The sequence below is a fragment of the Helcobacillus massiliensis genome (genome assembly GCF_014191425.1).
In the GTDB taxonomy this organism is placed as follows: Bacteria; Actinomycetota; Actinomycetes; order Actinomycetales; family Dermabacteraceae; genus Helcobacillus; species Helcobacillus massiliensis.
The window spans coordinates 668,241-688,996 of record NZ_JACHWP010000001.1 but is presented as its reverse complement, the minus strand read 5'-3'; the positions used below and the strand labels follow the sequence as shown (position 1 = coordinate 688,996).

Sequence of the window (20,756 nt, the reverse complement as noted above, 5' to 3'; positions counted from 1 at the left end):
CCGCCATGAGCCCACGCACCGATTGGGACCCTGATGTCCTCGGCGTCCTCCTCGCCCCGATGGAGGGCACTGAACTCAGCGACTTCATGCGCTCAGCCCTCGCCTCCGGCCTCGGCGGCATCACCCTGTTCGCCCCGAACACCCCGACCCTTGGCGCCACGCAGCGCCTGTGCGCGCAGATCCGGGACGCCGGAGCAGACCCCATCATCGCGATCGACGAGGAGGGCGGGCGCGTCACTCGCCTGTTCGGCCACGGTGACGGATTCGGCGGGCCTCCCGGCCGGCCGACGGATACCGCACCTCTGACCCAGGCGGAGACCAGCCGGCATGAGGGCCCGCTGCCCGCGGCTGCCGTCTTCGGCCGCGCCGACGATGAGGACCTCACCGCACGTGCCGGTGCCGCCCTCGGCGCCCTGCTGGCAGAGCTCGGCATCACCATGGACTTCGCGCCCGTCGCCGATGTCGCCACGAACCCGGAGAACCCGGTGATCGGGCACCGCGCGTTCTCCTCCGACCCGGCCGCTGCCCTGCGGCACGCCGCGGCGTTCACCCGCGGTCTGCACTCGGCTGGGGTCGCCGCCTGCGCGAAGCACTTCCCCGGCCACGGCGACGCCGACACCGATTCCCACCTGTCCATGCCGACCATCCGCCTGGACCGCGCCACGGTGCTGAGTGACCACGCCGAGCCGTTCTCTGCGCTCTGGACCGGGGAGATGGACGGCGCCGCCGCCGTCGACGCCGTCATGACCGGCCACCTGGAGGTCCCCGCCCTCGGCGACGGACCTGCCTCCCTCTCCCGCTGGTCCGCAGACCTCCTGGATGAGATCGGCTTCACCGGCGTCATCGTCACCGACGCGCTCGATATGGGGGCCGTCACCCACGCCGCCGGCTTCGGCGACGGCTGCATCCGGGCGCTGGAAGCGGGCGCGCACCTTCTGTGCCTGGGCTCCCCGCTGCAGGCCCGCGAACATGACCTGCTGACGGCGGCGCATGATGCGATCCTGGGCGCCGTCGGCTCCGGCCGCCTCACCCGCGAGCAGCTGCGGGACGCGCACCAACGCGCCGCGCGCTGCCAGCGTGCCCGCCGCGTCACAGCGCCCACCCGCCCCGCCTCGTCCGATCTGGAGCCCCTGGTGGCGCACCTGTGGCAGGTGGGTGATGAGGCACGTGCGGCCGGAGAATCGTCAGTCAGCGCGGCCGATGTCCCCACGGAGCAGCGCAACGAGCGCACCCGACACATCGACACGGTCAGCACCCCGGACGCGGTCGACCTCATCCTCGCCGAGGAGCAGACCTCGGTGGACGCCGTCCGTTCCCAGGCAGCGCAGATCGCCGAACTCGCCGAGATCTGTGTGGACACCATCGTCAGCGGCGGAACGGTGCACTACGTCGGCGCCGGCACGTCCGGGCGCCTCGCCGTGCTCGACGCCGCCGAACTGCTGCCCACATTCAACGCCGACTCCGACGTCTTCGCCGCCCACCTCGCCGGCGGACCCAGCGCGATGTTCCACGCCGTGGAGGGCGCTGAGGACTCCAGCGCCGCCGGCGCCGCCCTGATCGCCGAGCACTGCGGTGGATGCGACACCGTCATCGGACTCGCCGCCTCCGGCCGCACCCCGTTCGTGCGCGGCGCACTCGAAGCGGCCCGTGCCCGCCGCCTTCGCACCGGGCTGATCTCCGCGAACCCGTCGGCCCCGCTGGCGGGCCTCGCGAATGTGGCTGTGCTGCTGCCGACGGGCCCTGAGGCGATCGCCGGCTCCACCCGGATGAAGGCGGGAACGGCACAGAAGATGGCGCTGAACGCGCTCTCGACCGCCACCATGGTGCGGCTGGGAACCACCTACGAGAACCTCATGATCGACGTGCGCGCCACCAACGAGAAGCTGGTGGAGCGCACAGCCCGCATCCTCGCCACCGCCACCGGCATCGACGCCGACGGCGCCCGTGCCGCCCTTCGGGCCTGCGACGGGGAGCTGCGCACCGCCCTCGTCATCCTGCTCGCAGGCGAGGACCCGACGGATCCCGCCGTCCGCGAGTCCGCCCGCGCCGCCCGCGCCGCGGCACCGCCCGACCCGTCCCGTGACGGCGACCCCTCCGGGATCCGCACGGCCGCTGAGGAGCTGCGCCGTGCATGACCAGCACCGGCCGTCGGTGCTGCGACTGATCCGAGACGCCCGTCCCACACTGCCTCCGGCCGTGGACCGGGTGGCGCGACTGCTGCTGGCGGACCCGTCGGCTGCTGCCGCGATGACGATCTCGAAGGTGGCGCGCGAGGCCGGGTCGTCAGAGGCGAGCGCTGTCCGCCTCGCCCGCGAACTGCGCCTGTCCGGCTACCGGGAGCTGCGGTCGATGCTGCGCACCGAGATCGCGTTCAATGAGGGCCGCACCGCATCGTTCGCCGGCGATGCGCAGGCGCAGATGCTGGGGAATGATCTGTCCGCTTCGGACACGCTCGCCGAAACGGTCGCGAAGATCGCGTTCGCCGACGCCCGCGCCGTCCAGGACACGGCCGACCAGCTCGACCTGGACGCCCTGGGCCGGGCTGTCGACACTCTCGCCTCCGCGCAGCGGATCGTGACGTTCGGGGTGGGGGCGTCAGCGTTCGCGGCCCTGGACCTGCAGCAGAAGCTGGCGCGGATCGGCCGCAGCGCCGTCGCGTTCACCGACGTCCATCAGGGGCTGCCGGGCGTGGCGCTGCTCGACGGCGACGATGCCGCCGTGATCGTGTCCCATTCGGGGTTCACGACGGATGCGATCGATGTGCTCGCCGCGGCGAAGCGCGCCGGAGTGCGGACCGTGGGAGTGACGAACGCAGGCCGCTCTCCGCTGTCGGAGGGGGCCGGCGTCGTGCTGCTGACCGCGGCGCAGGAATCGGAGATGCGCTCCGGTGCGACCGCGTCCAGGATCGCTCAGCTGAGCGTGGTGGACATGCTGTTCATCGCGACGGCGCAGCGGGACATCGAATCGGCCCGCAGCGCCCTGTCACGGACGTACCTTGCGATCAGCCGGGGTAGAAGCGCTGGATGACCCCGATGCCGATGATGCTGCCCACCCAGATGAGGGCGACGATCACGGTGAGGATGTTGAGGTTGCGTTCGGCGACGCCGGACGAGCCGGCGCCCGCGGAGATGCCGCCCCCGAACATGTCGGACAGGCCGCCGCCGCGTCCCTTGTGCATGAGCACGAGCAGGATGAGCAGGATGCTGGTGATGGCCAGCACCACGAACAGGGCGATCTTCAGGGTGTCCATGGGCAGCGGGTGACTCTTTCCTCGACGTCGAACAGTCGCATCCAAGACTACGCCGCGCCCGGTGCTGTGTCATGCATCGGGCGCGGCGTGGTCTGCGGGTGAGGCGGGACTCTCAGGCGGCGTTGCCGGCGAGCGCGGCGAACTCGTCGGCCTTCAGGCTCGCGCCGCCCACGAGGGCGCCGTCGATGTCGTCCTTCGCCATGATGTCGGCGACGTTCGAGGACTTCACCGAACCGCCGTACAGGACGCGGACGCGGGAGGCCACGTCATCGCCGTGCAGGTCGCTGAGGAGGCCGCGGATCGCACCGCACACCTCCTGCGCATCCTCCGGGGTGGCGACCTCGCCGGTGCCGATCGCCCACACCGGTTCGTAGGCGATGACCGTGTCGGCGACCTGATCGCCGCTCAGGCCCTCGAGGCCGCCGCGCACCTGGTCGAGGGTGTGCTGCACGTGCGTGCCGGCCTGGCGGACCTCGAGGGGCTCGCCGACGCACAGGATCGGGGTGATGCCGGCGCCGAGGGCGGCCTTCACCTTGGCGTTCGTGATCGCTTCGTCCTCACCGTGGTACTGGCGGCGCTCGGAGTGGCCGATAGCGGCGAAGGTGACGTTCAGGGCCTTCAGCATGGCGGCGGACACCTCACCGGTGTAGGCGCCGGACTCGTGCTGGGAGATGTCCTGTGCGCCGAGACCGATCGACGACTTCGCGGCGTCCAGGACGGTCTGCACGGTGCGGATGTCCACGAACGGCGGCAGCACAGCGACGTCGACCGCGTCGAAGTCGTGGTCCGTGAGCGCGTCGTTCAGGTCCTCCACGAGGGCCTGCGCCTCGAGGTGGGTCTTGTTCATCTTCCAGTTGCCGGCGATGAGCGGGGTGCGGGTCATATCAGTTCTCCTCCAGAACGGCGATGCCGGGCAGCTGCTTGCCCTCGATCAGTTCGAGGGATGCGCCGCCGCCGGTCGAAATGTGGGAATAGCGGGATTCGTCGAAGCCGAGGTTGCGGATGGCGGATGCGGAGTCGCCGCCGCCGACCACGGTGTACGCGGGCGATTCGGCGAGGGCTTCAGCGACGGCCTTCGTGCCGGCCTGGAACAGGTCGAACTCGAACACGCCCATCGGGCCGTTCCAGAACACGGTGCCGGCGTCCTTGAGGGCGTCGCCGAACTGCTTCGCGGAGTCGGGACCGATGTCCAGGCCCTCCTGGTCCTCGGGCATGAAGTCGGAGCCGACGGTGGTGGCGGGGCCGTCGGGCCCGAACGCGGGGGCGACCACGTTGTCCACCGGCAGCAGGATCTCCACGCCGTTCTTCTGGGCGCGCTCCATGTAGCCCTTCACCGTGTCGACCTGCTCCTCCTCGAGCAGGGAGTTGCCGACCTCGTGGCCGAGCGCCTTCTGGAAGGTGTAGGACATGCCGCCGCCGATGATGATGGTGTCGGCGCGGTCCAGCAGGTTCTCGATGACGCCGAGCTTGTCGGACACCTTCGCGCCGCCGAGGATCACGACGAACGGGCGCTTCGGGTCGTCGGTGACGCGGCGCAGCGACTCCACTTCCTTCTGCACCAGCAGTCCCGCCGCTGCCGGCAGCAGCTGCGCAACGTCGTACACGGACGCCTGCTTGCGGTGGACGACGCCGAACCCGTCGGACACGAAGACGTCGGCGAGGTCGGCGAGGCGGCGGGCGAACTCCTGCCGCTCGGCCTCGTCCTTGCTGGTCTCGCCCGCGTTGAAGCGGACGTTCTCCAGCACGGCGACGTCGCCGTCACCGAGGGAGTCGACCACGGAGCGGGCGCTGTCGCCGACGGTGTCCTCAGCGAACGCGACGTCCGCACCGAGGAGTTCGGACAGGCGATCGACGACGGGCTTCAGGGTGAAGGCGGGGTCCGCTTCGCCCTTGGGCCGCCCGAGGTGGGCCACCAGAATGACGCGAGCGCCCTTGTCACGCAGGGCGGTGACGGTGGGCAGGCAGGCCCGGATGCGGCCGTCATCGGTGATGCGGTCGCCGTCCAGGGGAACGTTGAGGTCGGCGCGGACGAGGACGCGCTTGCCGGCGAGGTCGCCGAGGGAGTCGATGGTCTTCAGCACGAGTCTTCCTTGTGGTGGTGCGGGCGGTGAATGCAACGGCCCGTGCGCCCGATTCCTGTCGGAATGAGACGCACGGGCCGATTGTCAGTGGGGTCGGATCAGAGCTTGGCGCCGACGATCTCGACCAGGTCGACGAGGCGGTTGGAGAAGCCGGCCTCGTTGTCGTACCAGGTCACGACCTTGACCTGTTTGCCGATGACCTTCGTGCTGAGCGCATCGAAGATCGAGGAGTGCGGGTCGCCGACGATGTCGGAGGACACGATCGGATCCTCGGTGTAGTCGAGGACGCCCTTGAGGTCACCCTCCGCGGCCTTCTTGACCGCAGCGTTGATCTCCTCGACGGTGACCTCGCGCGAGGCCTCGAAGGTGAGGTCCACAACGGAGCCGGTCGGGACCGGGACGCGGACGGCGTAGCCGTCGAACTTGCCCTTGAGCTCCGGCAGGACGAGCGCCACAGCAGCGGCGGCGCCGGTCTTGGTCGGGATCATGTTGAGGGCGGCGGCGCGGGCACGGCGCAGGTCCTTGTGCGGGGCGTCCAGCAGGCGCTGATCCGAGGTGTAGGCGTGGATGGTGGTCATCAGGCCCTTTTCGATGCCGAACTCGTCGTTCAGCACCTTCGCCAGGGGTGCCAGGCAGTTGGTGGTGCAGGACGCGTTGGAGATGATGTGGTGGTTCTCCGGGTCGTAGTCCTTGTCGTTGACGCCGACCACGAAGGTGGCGTCCTCGCCCTTGGCGGGAGCGGACACGATGACCTTCTTCGCACCGGCCTCGATGTGTGCGCGGGCGTCCTCCGCCTTGGTGAACAGACCGGTGGACTCCAGCACGATGTCAGCACCGACCTCGGCCCACGGGATGTTCTTCGGGTCCTTCTCAGCGAACACCTTGAAGGTGTCGCCGTTGACGGTCATGGTGTCGTCGGTGTGGGAGACCTCGCCCTGGAAGCGCCCCATGACCGAGTCGTACTTGAAGAGATGGGCGAGCGTCGTGTTGTCCGTGAGGTCGTTGACACCGACGATGTCGACGTCAGCGCCGTGTGCGATGACTGCTCGCAGGAAGCCGCGTCCGATGCGTCCGAAGCCGTTGATTCCAACCTTGATGGTCACGTTTCCTCCTAGGTAGTCGCAGTGGTGCTGCGAAGAAGTGGAGTGGCACGCACGCCGTTGTACGCATTGACGTCCCAGATGAGGGATTGACCTCACCCTACCAAGTGTGACCTGCGCAGTTCTGCAGGAATCAACCCATGAGAAGGCCCGGTTCGGTCAGTGGCCCGTTCCGTTCAACATTTCAGGACTTAGGTGTGCATCCGTCGGCTCAACCCCCAGCTCAGCGGCCCTTCTGTCCGCCAGGGCGAGCAGCCGACGGATCCTTCCCGCAACCGCGTCCTTCGTCATCGGCGGGTCCGACAGCCGCCCGAGTTCCTCCAGGCTGGCCTGGCGGTGCTGCAGGCGCAGCGCGCCCGCGGCGAGGAGGTGGTCGGGAGCCTGGCCCTCCAGGATCTCCAGGGCCCGCTGCACGCGCGCGCTCGCTGCGACGGCGGCGCGGGCGGAGCGCCGCAGGTTTGCGTCGTCGAAGTTCGCGAGGCGGTTCGCGGCTGCGCGCTCCTCCCGGTGCACCCGCTTGCGGTCCCATTCCTTCACCACCTGTTCCGCCCCCATGGCGCGCAGCAGCTGGGAGATCGCTTCCCCGTCCCGCAGCACGACGCGATCGGCGCCGCGCACTTCGCGGGACTTCGCAGCCACCCCGAGCCGGCGGGCGGCGCCCACCATGGCGAGGGCGGCTTCGCTGCCGGGGCAGGCGAGTTCGAGGGCGGCGCCGCGTCCGGGTTCACTCAGCGCTCCCTGGGCGAGGAACGCACCGCGCCACGCGGCAGCCGCGTCGGCCCCCGAGCCGCCGACCACCGTGGGCGGCAGGCCCCGCACGGGCCGGCCGCGGGAGTCGAGGATGCCGGTCTGCTTGGCGAACACGGCCCCGTCACCGGCGAACCGCACCTGGTGGCGGGCGGAGCGCCGGATCCCGGAGGGCTGCACGATGGTGACGGTGGACGCCAAGCCGTACTGGTCGAAGACGAGGGCCTGCAGGCGGCGGGCCGTGCGCTCGGAGTCGAGGTCCGCTTCGATGACGACGCGGCCGCCCTCCATGTGGAGCCCGCCGGCGAACCGCAGCATGGCCGCGATCTCGGCCTTCTTCGCGCTGGAGCGGGTGACGGCGACACCGGCCAGTTCACGGCGGACATCGGGGGTCAGTGCCATCTCAGTCCTCCCTTACGTCGGCGATCACGCCGTCGAACACATCGCGGTAGGCGGCGGCGAGCCGCACGGGGTCATGCACCGGAATGCCCCGGCCCACGCTCACCTGGCGCAGGATCGAGGAGATGCCGTGCTGCTGGGCGAACTCCACCAGCTCCAGGGAGTCGTCCAGCATGGTCGGGTCGGCGACGATCGCATCGATGCCGAGGTCCGGTGCGGTGTCCATCAGCACCTGCAGGTGGTCGGTGCTGGTCATGCCTTCGGTCTCCGTGGGGTCGGAGGTGAGGTTCATGGTGATCAGCCGCTTCGCCTTCGAGGAGCGGATCGCCTCCACGATCTCGGGGATCAGCAGGTGCGGCAGCACGGAGGAGAACCAGGAGCCGGGGCCGAGGATGATCCAGTCGGCCTGCGCGATCGCCTCCAGCACTTCGGTGGGCACCTCGGGGGCCGACGGGATCAGGCGCAGCTCATCCACATGCCCTTCCAGGGACGCCACCTCGGCCTGGCCGCGCACCATGCGGCTGGTGCCGGAGCGGTCCGTCACCGTCGCTTCGATGTCCAGCGGTTCCAGAGCCATCGGCAGCACCCGGCCCCGCACCCCGAGGAGCGCGCCGACGTGGTCCAGCGCCTGGATGGGGTCGCCGAACATCTGCCAGAGGGCGGCGATCAGGAGGTTGCCGAGAGCGTGGCCGTTCAGTTCGCCGTCGGACTCGAAGCGGTGCTGGACGACGTCCCGCCACACGATCCCCCAGTCGGAGTCCTCGCACAGGGCGGACAGCGCCATGCGGAGGTCGCCTGGCGGCAGGATCGGCAGCTCCTTGCGGATGCGGCCGGAGGAGCCGCCGTTGTCGGCGACGGTGACGACAGCGGTGATGTCATGGGCGACGTGCCGCAGGGCCCGCAGGTTCGCGGCGAGGCCGTGGCCGCCGCCGAGGGCGACCACGCGGGTCTCCCCTTCGACCATGCGGCTGCGCGGCTTGGAGTGCTCGAGGATCAGGCTGGTCTGCCGGCGCTGGTTCTGGTGGGTCACTCGCGCCCCAGATCCCGGTGGCGGACCCGCACGGAATGGCCCAGTCGCCGCAGCTGCGCCGCGACCTCCTCGCTGACGGCGACGCTGCGGTGCTTCCCGCCGGTGCAGCCGATCGCAACGGTGGCGAACTGCTTGTTCTCCTCGCTGTATCCGCGCAGCACCGGCAGCAGGGCGTCCACGTACTTGTCGACGAACTCCCGCGCGTTCGGGGCGTTCAGCACGAAGTCGGACACCTCCTTGTCGACACCGCGCTTCTCCCGCAGCTCCGGCACCCAGTACGGGTTCGGCAGGAAGCGCACATCGGCCATGTGGTCCGCTTCGATGGGCACGCCGTACTTGAAGCCGAAGCTCAGCAGGTTCACGGTGACGGTGCGGTCCTCGTTCGTGCCGAACGTCTCCCGCATGCGGATCGCCAGCTGGTGCACGTTGAGGTTCGAGGTGTCGATGACCACGTCCGCCATGCGGCGCAGCGGCTCCAGCTGGTCCGCTTCGCGGCGCAGCCCTTCGATGACGCCCTCTTCGCCCTGCAGCGGGTGGGGCCGACGAACGGAGTCGAAGCGGCGCACCAGGACGTCCTCACTGGCGTCGAGGAAGACGAGGCGCACATCCAGCTCCTGCTTCTTCAGCTGCCGGATGATCTCCGGCAGCTCACCGAAGAACGGTCCCGAGCGGGGATCGGTGACGACCGCGAACCGGGTGTCGCGGCCGGAGGTGGACGCCTGCAGGTCATACAGGCGGCGGATCAGCTGCGGCGCGATGTTGTAGACGACGTACCAGCCGATGTCCTCCAGGGCATGGGCGGCGGTCTCACGGCCGGCGCCGGCGATGCCGGTGATGATGATGATCTCCGGTGCTTCGGCTTCCGGCGGGGACGCTGGCGTCGGGGTCACGGGCGCTCCTTCACGTGAGGGATGGATGTCCTGATGGTACCGGCTCCATCACTCGAGGATCTCACCGGTGGTCATGTTCACGGCCGGTCCGGGCTGATCCGCGGCGAGGGTCGCCATGATGGTCTGGGCGAGGGTGCGGCCGATCCCCTTCACCTGCGCCAGCTCGTCCTCCCCCGCCTTGCGGATGCGGTCCACAGTCACGAAGTGCTCCAGCAGCGCCCGCTTCCGCGCCGGGCCGAGCCCCGGCACGGCGTCCAGAGCGCTTTCCTGCACGGAGCGGCCCCGTTTGGAGCGGTGGTAGGAGATCGCGAACCGGTGGGCTTCGTCGCGAAGCCGCTGGATGAGGAACAGCGCTTCGGAGGTGCGCGGCAGGATGAGGGGATAGTCCTCGTCCGGCAGCCACAGCTCCTCGAGCCGCTTGGCGATGCCGACCAGTGCGATGTCGGTGATGCCGAGCTCATCGAACGCGCGCTGCGCGGCCGCGACCTGCGGCTGGCCGCCGTCGACCACGATCAGCTGCGGCGGGTACGCGAACCGCGCCTTCTCGCCGGTCTCGGGATCCGTCGGCAGCTCCCCGCTGGCCCTCTGCTCCTTCACCTTCAGGTGGTGCTTGAGCCGGCGGGTCATGACGTCGTGCATGGAGGCGGTGTCGTCGCGGGCGGCTTCACCGGTCACGGAGAAGCGGCGGTACTCGCTCTTGCGCGGCAGCCCGTCCTCGAACACCACCATGGAGCCGACCACATTGGTGCCCTGTGAATGGGAGATGTCGAAGCATTCGATGCGCAGCGGCGCATCCTGCATCTCCAGTGCCTCCCCCAGATCCTCCAGGGCCTTCGAGCGGGAGGTGAGATCACCGGAGCGCTTCAGCTTCCCGAGCCGCAGCGCCTCCACCGCGTTGGCGGTCACCGTCTCCAGCAGGTCCTTCTTCTCGCCCCGCACGGGGATGCGGATCGAGGTGGTGCGTCGGCCGGTCAGGTCGCGGATCGCATCGGGATCCGTCGGCTGGTGGCTGACGAGGATCTCCTGAGGCGCCCGCGTATCCGTCCCCTCATACAGGGCGGCCAGCGCCCGCTCCATGATGTCACCGGGGGTGGAGTCGTCCAGCAGTTCCGCCACCCAGCCGCGCTGACCTCGGATGCGGCCGCCGCGCACGTGGAACACCTGCACCGACACTTCCAGGTCGTCGAACGCGAGCGCCACCAGGTCCGCGTCGGTCGCCTCCGACAGCACCACCGAGTTCTTCGACATCACGGTGTCCAGCGCCTGAATGTCGTCGCGGAACCGCGCCGCCGATTCGTAGTCCATTTCGGCGGCGGCGTTCGCCATGCGGCGCTTCAGATCGGCGACCCACTTGCCGGTGTTGCCGTCCATGAAGTCGACGAACCCGTCGGCCAGCTGCCGGTGCCTCTCCTCGCTGACCCTCCCGATGCAGGGCGCGGAGCATTTGTCGATGAAGCCGAGCAGGCACGGCCTGCCCGACCGCTCAGCCCGCCGGTACACGCCCGCGGAGCAGGTGCGGATCGGGAACACCCGCAGCAGCAGGTCGAGGGTTTCGCGGATCGCCCACACGTGCGCGTACGGCCCGAACGACCGGTCGCTCTTCGAGCGCTCCCGGCGGGTGATCAGCGCCCGCGGCACCTTCTCCCCCATCGTCACCACGAGGAACGGGTAGGACTTGTCATCGCGGAACTTCACGTTGAACCGCGGCTCGAACTCCTTGATCCACGTGTACTCCAGCGTCAGCGCCTCCACATCGGAGGACACCACGGTCCACTGCACACTGGATGCCGTGGTCACCATCCGCTGGGTGCGGGGGTGCAGACCCGCCAGATCCTGGAAATAGGAGGAGAGGCGCTGGCGGAGGTTCTTCGCCTTGCCGACGTACACGACCCGGCCGTCCGGGTCGGAGAACCGGTACACCCCGGGATCCGTCGGGATCGACCCCCGGGCGGGACGGTAGCTCGACGGATCCGTCACGGAAGCATCTCCTTCAGGAACTGCCCCGTGAACGAATCCGGGTACTCGGCGACCTCCTCCGGTGTTCCTTCGGCGATGACCTGACCGCCGCCGCTGCCGCCCTCGGGGCCGAGGTCGATGAGGTGGTCGGCGCTCTTGATGACGTCGAGGTTGTGCTCGATGACGATGACCGTGTTGCCCTTGTCCACCAGGCCCTGCAGCACCTTCAGCAGCTTGTTGACGTCCTCGAAGTGCAGGCCCGTGGTCGGTTCGTCCAGCACGTAGATGCTGCGGCCGTTGGAGCGCTTGTGCAGCTCGGAGGCGAGCTTCACGCGCTGCGCTTCACCACCGGACAGGGTGGTGGCCGCCTGCCCGAGGCGGACGTAGCCGAGGCCGACGTCCACGAGGGTCTGCAGCTGGCGGCGGATCGCGGGGACGGCGTCGAAGAACTCGACGCCCTCCTCGATCGGCATGTTCAGCACCTCGGAGACGTTCTTGCCCTTGAAGTGGACTTCCAGGGTTTCGCGGTTGTAGCGGGCGCCCTTGCAGACTTCGCAGGTGACGTAGACGTCCGGCAGGAAGTTCATCTCGATCCTGATGGTGCCGTCACCGGAGCAGTTCTCGCAGCGGCCGCCCTTCACGTTGAACGAGAACCGGCCCGCCTTGTAGCCGCGCACCTTCGCCTCCTGGGTCTGCGCGAACAGGGTGCGGATGCGGTCCCACACGCCCGTGTACGTGGCGGGGTTGGAGCGGGGAGTGCGGCCGATCGGCGACTGGTCCACATGCACCACCTTGTCGAGGTGCTGCAGTCCCGTCACTCGGGTGTGCCGGCCGGGGACCACGCGTGCCCGGTTCAGGTGCTTGGCGAGCACCTTGTACAGGATGTCGTTGACGAGGGTGGACTTGCCGGACCCGGACACGCCGGTGACGGCGGTGAGAGTGCCGAGCGGGAACGACACGTCCATGCCCTTGAGGTTGTTCTCCCGCGGGTTGACCACGGTGAGCCGACGGGTCCGGTCGATGGGCCGGCGCACCGGCGGCACCGGGATCTCCCGCTTGCCGGCGAGGTACTGGCCGGTCAGCGACTCGGGGTTCCGCTTCATGGCGGCGAGGCTGCCGGAGTGGACGATGTGGCCGCCGTACTCGCCGGCGAGCGGTCCGATGTCGACGATCCAGTCGGCGGCCTTGAGGGTGTCCTCGTCGTGCTCCACGACGATCAGGGTGTTGCCGAGGTCCCGCAGCCGCGTCAGGGTCGCGATGAGGCGGTTGTTGTCCCGCTGGTGCAGACCGATCGAGGGTTCATCGAGCACGTACAGCACTCCGACGAGCCCGGATCCGATCTGGGTGGCGAGGCGGATGCGCTGCGCCTCGCCGCCGGAAAGGGTGCCGGCGCTGCGCGACAGGTTCAGATAGGTCAGACCGACGTCGATGAGGAAGCCGAGACGGGCGTGGACTTCGCGCAGGACTTCGTCGGCGATGGCGAGTTCGCGGTCGGTGAAGCTGAGCTCGTCGAGGAACGCCTTCGCCTCATCGATCGGCAGCTCGGACAGCTCCGCGATCGACTTCCCGCCGATCCGCACGGCGAGCACTTCGGGGCGCAGCCGCGCACCCTTGCAGACGGGGCAGGGCGAGGTGCGCATGAACTGTTCGTAGCGTTCGCGCGCCCAGTTCGATTCGGTGTCCTCGTGCCGACGGTGCAGGAAGTGCATCACGCCTTCGAAGCCGGTGGAGTAGCGGCGCTCGCGGCCGAACCGGTTCTTGTAGCGCACGTGCACGGAGAAGTTGTGCCCGTTCATCAGCGCGTCCTGCACCTCGGCAGGCAGGTCCCGGTACGGGGTGTCCATGGAGAACTTCATCTCCTCGGACAGGGCCGTCATGATCTGCTGATGGTGGTCGGCGGAACCAAGGGTCCACGGGGCGATCGCGCCGTCCTTGAGGGACAGGGCGTCGTCGGGGATGACGAGCTCGGGGTCCACCACGAGCCGGGAGCCGATGCCGTCGCATTCCGGGCAGGCGCCGTAGGGGGCGTTGAAGGAGAAGGACCGCGGTTCGATCTCTTCGAGTTCGAGCTTGTGCTCGTTGGGGCAGGAGCGGTGCTCGGAGAAGCGGCGGGTGCGGTCGGGGTCGTCCTCGGCACGGTCGACGAAGTCGACGATGAGGGTGCCGCCGGACAGGCGCAGCGCGGTTTCGACGGAGTCGGTGAGGCGGGTCCGGGCGTCGGGTTTGACGGCGAGGCGGTCCACCACCACGTCGATGGTGTGCTTCTTCGTCTTCGCGAGGCTGATCTCGCTGTTCAGGCGCATGGTGTCGCCGTCGATGCGGGCACGGGAGAAGCCCTGGGACTGCAGGGAGCTCAGCAGGTCCGCATGTTCGCCCTTGCGGCCCTTCACCACGGGTGCCAGCAGCTGGAAGCGAGTGCCGGATTCGAGGTCGAGCAGCGCGTCGACCATCTGTTCGGCGCTCTGCGATTCGATGGGGGCGTCGCAGACGGGGCAGTGCTGGGTGCCGATGCGGGCGAACAGCAGGCGCAGGTAGTCGTGGATCTCCGTGATCGTTCCGACGGTGGAGCGCGGGTTTCGGTTGGTGGACTTCTGGTCGATGGAGACGGCTGGTGAGAGGCCCTCGATGAAGTCGACGCGCGGCTTCTCCATCTGCCCGAGGAACTGGCGGGCGTAGGAGGAGAGGGATTCGACGTAGCGGCGCTGCCCTTCGGCGAAGATGGTGTCGAACGCCAGGGACGACTTGCCGGAGCCGGACAGGCCGGAGAACACCACCAGCTTGTTGCGGGGGATCTCGAGGTCGACGTTCTTCAGGTTGTGTTCGCGCGCTCCGCGAACGATCAGCTCTTCACTCACCGAGCCATCGTATCGCCCGGCAGCGTCGGCGATTCGGAGGTGTGATGCACCCCCGCTGGCTAGACTGCGCGGCATGATGAACACGGACTCCTCCCCCGCCCCTTTCGCGAACAACCACCAGTACACGGGCGATGTGACGGTCGGCGGCCCGAGTGATGTGCGTGAGCTGCGCACCCTGACGGTCCGCAAGGCCGCCGTCGGCGATATGGACAACAATGCTTATCTGCTGACCTGCCGGGTCTCGGGCGCGCAGCTGCTGATCGACGCGGCTGCCGATTTCCCGCGCCTGATGGAACTGGTGCGGGAGGGCTCCGCCACGGGCCGGCTCGACACGATCGTCACTACGCATGCGCATCATGATCATGTGGGAGCGCTGTCGGCGATGGTGGCGAGCACGGATGCGCGCACCGTGGCGGGCGCGGCCGACGCCCCGGACATCCCCACCCCGACGACGCAGACGGTGTCGCACGGCGACGTGATCCGCGTGGGTGTGAACGATCTGGAGGTGGTGGGGCTGCGGGGCCACACTCCGGGCTCGATCGCGCTGATCTTCCGCGGGGAGGGGGCCGACGGGGACCACGTCTTCACCGGTGATTCCCTGTTCCCGGGCGGTGTGGGCGCCACGCAGGGTGATGCTGCCCGCTTCGAGTCTCTGATCACGGATGTGGAGCAGCGCCTGTTCGGTGTGCTGGATGATTCGGCGCACGTCTACCCCGGTCACGGAGCAGACACGACGATCGGGACCGAGCGCCCGCACCTGGAGGAGTGGCGCGAACGCGGCTGGTGAGCAGCGCGCCGGACCAGCCGCCCAGGCCTAGCCGGTCCGGCATGGCCGGTCAGACACGTCTGTCAGGTCTGCCTGTCAGGCCGGTGGGAAGTCCGGCATGGGCAGATTGAGTGCTCCCATCAGCAGTTGCACTGCCGCATCGGGGTCCCGTGTGCGATGCTTCTCGGCTGCGCGACGTGCGGCGGTTCGAGCCGCCGCTGCACGGTCGGCAGCTTCCTTCTCTGCCGCGGTGCGGAAGTCATGGTGGTGGATGGTGGTTTCGTGCCCGCTGGTGGTGCGCCAGGTGATGCCGGCCCCGTCGGCGGTGGGTGTCGCGGCGCCCAGCCGTGCGCCCTTCGCGAGATTCGATGTGGCGTCGAGCGCGGCAGCGTTGTCGATGCTGGTGTCGCCACCGGCGGCGACGGGGCGGACGTGGTCGATGTGGCGGGGCGTGCCGTTGCAGTACGGTGCCTGGCAGATGCCGCCGGAGCGCAGCGTCACGAACTCCGCCATCGCTCCGGTGAATCGTCGGCGCTGCGAGTCCATCTGGATCAGCTGCCCGGTGGTGGGGTGGGTGAACAGCCGACGGATCCACATGTGCTGATGGTTGTCGCGGATCATGTCGGTGACGTCCTCGAGCGGTGCGGTGCCGTATCCGTGGATCGTGACCGGTCCGCCGCGCAGCGGTTCCAGCAGCTGGCGCTCCGTCATCACGATGTTCAGGGTGACGCTGCCGGCTTCGGGCTGCGCATCCCCGGTGAGCAGGCGAATGAGGGCGTCAGCGCGCGCCTGGGAATCGGACAGGGCGGTGGGCTCTTCGGGGAGGAGGCGCCCATATTCACCGAACCGCGGCGCCGGGCGCCCCTCCGGGCCGAAGCGGATCGTGTCCGCCGCTGCCCGCAGGGCCGTGTAGGCGCGGTGCGCCTCCAGGCGGGGCAGGTAGGCGCGCATCACGGCCATGCCGTCCTCGCAGTCGTGGAGGGTGACGGTGCGGCCCCGGCGCGCCGCCGTGGTGCGACGCTTCTCAATCGTGGGGTCGAGTTCGGCGAGGCGGCGCTGCGCTTCGCGCTTCCAATAGCGGGTGCCCGCCGACCGGTGGAACGGGATCTGACCCGCGAGGATCCGGTCCAGCTCCATCTGGGTGGCGCGGTCCGGGGCGTGGGTCGCTTCGAGGGCGATCGCCTCGGCGGCTTCGAATTCGACGTCGCCGCGGCACACCGAGCGGCGGATCGTCGGCATCGCTGATGACATGATCGCCTGCGCCGTGACGAACCGTCGGGCCTTGTGCGGTGACTGGCGGCTGAGGATCGCGACCTCGGACAGTGCGTGACGCTCCGCTGTGATGCGACGCTTGCGATAGGAGGAGTCGGACTCGTCCTGTTCCCGGACCACGTGGGTGAGCTCCGCTTGGACCGCCTGCACGGCGAGGCTCCCCAGCATCATGGCGACGGAATCCCTCGTGCGCGCGACCGTGTCGAGTGCCTCGGCGTAGTCGGTGGCGTCGATAGTGGCTTGGGCGGAGTCGAGGGCGGCGGTGAGCTGAAGCATCCGCTGCTGCATGGCGGCGGCTTCAGCTCGGATCGTTTCGAGCAGGCCCGCGCCGTTGTCAGCGTTCAGGGTGTCTGCATGCGCATCAATCGCATCGCCCATGATCGGTGCCTCCTCTCCCAGTATCGGTCGGCTGAACGGGTGTCACAGCCGTCTGTCCTCTGCCGCCGTCGTCTGTCTCCGACGCTACAGAGGGGGTACGACATTTAAAGTCGGCCCTTCCGGTACCCCGCACACGGCGGTGATCGGTGAGGAGGATGGCTGGCGGGAGAAAAGTTGTCCACAATCCTGGCGGCACCCGGTCATGACGGGCCGATCGCTGCTTGGCTGAAAGGGCCACATCACCGTCGATCAGCGAACGAGACACCGATGTCACCCCGAACGATCAGCCCCGCCCAGCGCCGCACACGCCCCGCGACTCATCGACGGCCCCGGCGGCGCTGCCGCCCCATCACCACGACGGCCGCCGCGATCGCCATCGCTGTCGGCGCCACAGGATGCGTGATGATTCCGCAGCTGATTCCGCCCGACCCGAAGGACTGCACCGGGATGGATCAGAACACCGGTGAAAGAGCGTTCGCGACGCTCGAATGCTCCATCGATGCCCGCTTCTGCGCCATGGCCACAGAGGACCTGTCAGCCTTCGACAGCATCGTGGCCCCACCCGGTGCAGCGGGTGCATGACGACCCGCCAGGACAGCGTCAGCAACCTGGAGCCGGGCTACTACTTCTCAGCCCTCCCCCGAGTACACCGCCCTCGAGGGCTCCGTGGTCCCGCTGGCTCCGCAGTCCATCGTCGCCGGACTCGAATGGGCCGGCGACCACTGGGTCATCGTGGACCTCGCCCAGGACGCCGTGTCCGACTGATCCCCGGGCCCCGTCGGAGCGCGCCCGGTCAGTCCTCCTCGGGCTGCGAGGACACCGGGGTGATGGATGCTGAGTCGATCTGTGCGGCCATCAGCATGAACCGCGCCTGGGTCTGGGTCGCGCCCTCCGGCACCTCCAGCTTCTCCACGTTCAGAGCGTGCACCGTGTGGATGTAGCGGTGGGTGCGGCCGGCCGGCGGGGCTGCACCGCCGTAGCCCTTGTAGCCGTAATCGTTCTCCCATTCGCGCGCCGGGGACTCGAGGGCACCTCCCTTCTCGATGTCCGTGACGGACGTGGGGATGTCGAACGCGACCCAGTGCCAGAAGCCGGAGCCCGTCGGCGCGTCCGGGTCGTACACGGTGAGGGCGTAGGACTTCGTGCCGTCCGGGGCGCCGCTCCATGCGAGGTCGGGGATGGTGTTCTCGCCGCCGCTGGAGGGTTCGGCGAACTCCAGGGGGATCGCTTCGCCGTCGGTGAGTGCCTGCGATGTCAGCTGCATGAGTGCTCTTCCTTTCCTGTCGCTCCGGTCAGCCTTCGAACTGCCGCAGCTCCTTCTTCAGTTCGGACACTTCGTCGCGGATGCGGGCGGCTTCCTCGAACTGGAGCGCCTCCGCTGCCGCGTGCATCGAGGTGGTCATCTCCGTGATCATGTCCTTCAGCGTCGCCACCGGGTCATCGCCCAGGTCCAGCGAGCGGTTGTTGAGCACGGAGTCGCCGCGGCCGTGGCGGCTCGCCACCCTCTCCTTCCCGGCGCGGTAGTCGGTGGCCAGGAGGGTTTCGGTGTCGACGTCCTCGCGGGCGAGCATGTCGGTGACGTCCGCGATCTTCTTCCGCAGCGGCCGCGGGTCGATGCCGTTCTCCTTGTTGAACGCGATCTGCTTCTCGCGGCGGCGCGTGGTCTCGTCGATCGCTTCGCGCATCGACTCGGTGATCGTGTCCGCGTACATGTGCACCTGTCCGGAGACGTTGCGGGCGGCGCGGCCGATCGTCTGGATCAGGGAGGTGCGCGAACGCAGGAATCCCTCCTTGTCGGCGTCGAGGATCGCCACGAGGGACACTTCGGGGAGGTCCAGACCCTCACGCAGCAGGTTGATGCCCACGAGGACGTCGAACTCACCCATGCGCAGGGACCGCAGCAGCTCCACGCGGCGCAGCGTGTCCACATCGGAGTGGAGGTATTGGACCCGCACCCCGTTCTCCAGGAGGTAGTCGGTGAGGTCCTCCGCCATCCGCTTCGTCAGCGTGGTGACGAGGATGCGCTCGTCCTTCTCCACGCGCTTCTCGATCTCTGCGCGCAGGTCGTCGATCTGCCCCTTGACCGGTTTCACGATCACTTCGGGGTCCACGAGACCGGTGGGGCGGATGATCTGCTCCACGTACCCGTTCGCCCGCTCCAGCTCATACTGCGCCGGGGTCGCCGAGAGGTACACGGTCTGTCCGGTCCGCTTGATGAACTCCTCGAACTTCAGGGGCCGGTTGTCGAGGGCCGACGGGAGCCGGAACCCGTAGTCCACGAGCGTCCGCTTGCGGGAACGGTCCCCCTCGTACATGGCGCCGATCTGCGGGACGGTCACGTGCGACTCGTCGATGATCAGCAGGAAGTCCTCCGGGAAGTAGTCCATGAGGGTGTTCGGCGGGGTGCCGGGTCCGCGCCCGTCGAAGTGGCGGGAGTAGTTCTCCACACCGTTGGTGGAGCCGGTCTGGCGGAGCATTTCGATGTCGTGGGTGGTGCGCATCCGCAGCCGCTGCGCCTCCAGGAGCTTGTTCTGCCCTTCGAGCTCCTCGAGCCGCCAGGCGAGCTCCTTCTCGATGTCGCCGATGGCGCGCTGGAGTCGCTCGGGGCCCGCCACGTAGTGGGAGGCGGGGAAGATGTGGACCTGCTCCTCCTCGCGGATCACCTCACCGGTGACGGGGTGGAGGGTGTACAGGGCGTCGATCTCGTCGCCGAAGAACTCGATGCGCAGGGCGAGCTCCTCGTACATCGGGATGATCTCGACCGTGTCGCCCCGCACCCGGAAGGTGCCGCGGACGAAGGAGACGTCGTTGCGGTCGTACTGCATGTCCACGAACCGGCGCAGCAGGTCGTCGCGGTCCAGTTCCTCGCCGACGGACAGGCGCACCATCCGGTCCACGTACTCCTGCGGGGTGCCGAGGCCGTAGATGCAGGACACGGACGACACCACGACCACGTCGCGACGGGTGAGCAGGGAGTTCGTGGCGGAGTGGCGCAGCCGCTCCACCTCCGCGTTGATCGAGGAGTCCTTCTCGATGTACGTGTCCGACTGCGGGACGTACGCCTCCGGCTGGTAGTAGTCGTAGTAGGAGACGAAGTATTCGACCGCGTTGTTCGGCAGCAGTTCTCGGAACTCACTGGCGAGCTGCGCGGCCAGGGTCTTGTTGTGCGCCATCACCAGGGTGGGGCGCTGCACCTTCTCAATCAGCCACGCCGCGGTCGCGGACTTGCCGGTGCCGGTCGCGCCGAGCAGGACCACGTCCTGTTCGCCGTCGTTGATGCGGCGCGCCAGTTCGTCGATCGCCTTCGGCTGGTCACCGGCGGGTTCGTACTCGCTGACGACCTCGAAGGGGTGCCGGGCTCGGACCAGATCAGTGACGGGACGCATGCGGCCACACTAGTGGGGATCACTGGGAGCGAGCATCCGTCGGACCTCCCCCACCGCAGCGTCCGCGGCGGCGGCGAGGTCCTCACGGGTGCCGGTGTTGTCGATGAGGATGTGGCAGCGGCGGCGGCGCTGATCATCGGTGGTCTGCGCGGCGATGACGCGCTCCACCCACTCGCGGGTCTTGTTCGAGCGCTGCATGACCCGACGGATGCGCTCCTCGACGGGGGCGAGGACACCGATGATGACGGCGAAGTCGGCGTCGTGCCCCTTCTCCAGCAGCAGCGGCGAGTCGTGCACGATGAACTCCTCCCCCGCCGCCGCGGCCGCCTCATCGAGGGCGCTGACCTGTTCGGCGACGCGGGTGAGGACGATGCGTTCGAGGTCGGCGCGGGCGGCGGCGTCGGAGAATACGAGGTCGCCGAGCTTCGCCCGGTCCGCAGTGCCGGCCCTGTTGAGGTACTCGGCGCCGAAGCGGGCGACCATATCATCGACGCCTTCGCCGGGCTGGTCGAGGACGGCGCGGGACAGCTCATCGAGGTCGATGACCGTGATGCCGGTCTCGCGGAACCGGTCCGCCACGGTCGTCTTTCCGGAACCGATCCCGCCGGTCAGACCGACGCGCTGAAGGTGGTGACGCATAGACGTA

Annotated in this window: 17 protein-coding genes; 4 read left to right on the top strand and 13 right to left on the bottom strand. The window is 68.8% G+C overall.

Going from position 1 to position 20,756, the window contains the following annotated elements:
- Window positions 1-5 precede the first annotated feature (5 nt).
- Together FHX50_RS03160 and FHX50_RS03155 are read left to right on the top strand one after the other, a co-directional pair.
- A complete protein-coding gene (locus FHX50_RS03160; RefSeq protein WP_183374357.1) occupies window positions 6-2,135 on the top strand; it encodes an N-acetylmuramic acid 6-phosphate etherase in 2,130 nt (709 codons plus the stop codon).
- The gene (locus tag FHX50_RS03155; RefSeq protein WP_343064033.1) at window positions 2,128-3,027 is read left to right on the top strand and encodes a MurR/RpiR family transcriptional regulator; all 900 of its coding nucleotides are present in this window, start codon (window positions 2,128-2,130) and stop codon (window positions 3,025-3,027) included. The genes FHX50_RS03160 and FHX50_RS03155 overlap by 8 nt, the downstream gene beginning before the upstream one ends.
- On the opposite strand, the gene secG is transcribed toward FHX50_RS03155, so the two are convergent.
- The 9 genes from secG to uvrA form a co-directional block, all read right to left on the bottom strand.
- The gene (secG, locus tag FHX50_RS03150) at window positions 3,002-3,250 is read right to left on the bottom strand and encodes a preprotein translocase subunit SecG (protein WP_183374355.1); all 249 of its coding nucleotides are present in this window, start codon (window positions 3,248-3,250) and stop codon (window positions 3,002-3,004) included. The genes FHX50_RS03155 and secG overlap by 26 nt on opposite strands.
- Window positions 3,251-3,362: 112 nt before the next feature.
- Complete coding sequence (tpiA, locus tag FHX50_RS03145; RefSeq protein WP_183374353.1) at window positions 3,363-4,133, bottom strand: triose-phosphate isomerase; 771 nt, start codon at window positions 4,131-4,133, stop codon at window positions 3,363-3,365.
- A 1-nt stretch (window position 4,134) separates the two neighbouring features.
- Window positions 4,135-5,331 (bottom strand): phosphoglycerate kinase, encoded by a 1,197-nt coding sequence (locus FHX50_RS03140; RefSeq protein WP_425485169.1) that lies wholly within the window; start codon window positions 5,329-5,331, stop codon window positions 4,135-4,137.
- A 98-nt stretch (window positions 5,332-5,429) separates the two neighbouring features.
- On the bottom strand, window positions 5,430-6,434 hold the full coding sequence (gene gap / locus FHX50_RS03135) for a type I glyceraldehyde-3-phosphate dehydrogenase (protein ID WP_183374351.1): 1,005 nt from the start codon (window positions 6,432-6,434) through the stop codon (window positions 5,430-5,432).
- A gap of 156 nt (window positions 6,435-6,590) precedes the next feature.
- Complete coding sequence (whiA, locus tag FHX50_RS03130) at window positions 6,591-7,580, bottom strand: DNA-binding protein WhiA (protein WP_183374349.1); 990 nt, start codon at window positions 7,578-7,580, stop codon at window positions 6,591-6,593.
- Between the two features lies 1 nt (window position 7,581).
- A complete protein-coding gene (locus FHX50_RS03125; protein WP_425485168.1) occupies window positions 7,582-8,607 on the bottom strand; it encodes a gluconeogenesis factor YvcK family protein in 1,026 nt (341 codons plus the stop codon).
- Window positions 8,604-9,497, bottom strand: a complete 894-nt coding sequence (gene rapZ, locus FHX50_RS03120; protein ID WP_183374347.1) for an RNase adapter RapZ — start codon at window positions 9,495-9,497, stop codon at window positions 8,604-8,606. The genes FHX50_RS03125 and rapZ overlap by 4 nt, the downstream gene beginning before the upstream one ends.
- Before the next feature lie 48 nt (window positions 9,498-9,545).
- The gene (gene uvrC / locus FHX50_RS03115; RefSeq protein ID WP_183374345.1) at window positions 9,546-11,474 is read right to left on the bottom strand and encodes an excinuclease ABC subunit UvrC; all 1,929 of its coding nucleotides are present in this window, start codon (window positions 11,472-11,474) and stop codon (window positions 9,546-9,548) included.
- Window positions 11,471-14,308 (bottom strand): excinuclease ABC subunit UvrA, encoded by a 2,838-nt coding sequence (gene uvrA / locus FHX50_RS03110; RefSeq protein ID WP_183374343.1) that lies wholly within the window; start codon window positions 14,306-14,308, stop codon window positions 11,471-11,473. The genes uvrC and uvrA overlap by 4 nt, the downstream gene beginning before the upstream one ends.
- A 76-nt stretch (window positions 14,309-14,384) precedes the next feature.
- Here uvrA and FHX50_RS03105 point away from each other — a divergent pair, with 76 nt between their 5' ends.
- Entirely contained in the window at window positions 14,385-15,095 is a 711-nt protein-coding gene (locus tag FHX50_RS03105; RefSeq protein ID WP_183375311.1) for an MBL fold metallo-hydrolase, read from the top strand.
- 75 nt (window positions 15,096-15,170) lie between these two features.
- On the opposite strand, the gene FHX50_RS03100 is transcribed toward FHX50_RS03105, so the two are convergent.
- Complete coding sequence (locus FHX50_RS03100; RefSeq protein WP_183374341.1) at window positions 15,171-16,724, bottom strand: HNH endonuclease signature motif containing protein; 1,554 nt, start codon at window positions 16,722-16,724, stop codon at window positions 15,171-15,173.
- Between the two features lie 402 nt (window positions 16,725-17,126).
- On the opposite strand from FHX50_RS03100, the gene FHX50_RS03095 reads away from it, so the two are divergent.
- Window positions 17,127-17,306 (top strand): hypothetical protein, encoded by a 180-nt coding sequence (locus FHX50_RS03095; RefSeq protein ID WP_183374339.1) that lies wholly within the window; start codon window positions 17,127-17,129, stop codon window positions 17,304-17,306.
- A gap of 211 nt (window positions 17,307-17,517) precedes the next feature.
- Here FHX50_RS03095 and FHX50_RS03090 read toward each other — a convergent pair whose 3' ends face one another.
- From FHX50_RS03090 to coaE, 3 genes are read right to left on the bottom strand one after another with little or no spacing between them, the layout of a single operon-like run.
- Window positions 17,518-17,988, bottom strand: a complete 471-nt coding sequence (locus tag FHX50_RS03090; protein ID WP_183374337.1) for a YbhB/YbcL family Raf kinase inhibitor-like protein — start codon at window positions 17,986-17,988, stop codon at window positions 17,518-17,520.
- Window positions 17,989-18,016: 28 nt separating this feature from the next.
- Window positions 18,017-20,110, bottom strand: a complete 2,094-nt coding sequence (uvrB, locus tag FHX50_RS03085; protein ID WP_183374335.1) for an excinuclease ABC subunit UvrB — start codon at window positions 20,108-20,110, stop codon at window positions 18,017-18,019.
- Between the two features lie 9 nt (window positions 20,111-20,119).
- On the bottom strand, window positions 20,120-20,749 hold the full coding sequence (gene coaE, locus FHX50_RS03080; protein WP_183374333.1) for a dephospho-CoA kinase: 630 nt from the start codon (window positions 20,747-20,749) through the stop codon (window positions 20,120-20,122).
- Window positions 20,750-20,756: the final 7 nt, after the last annotated feature.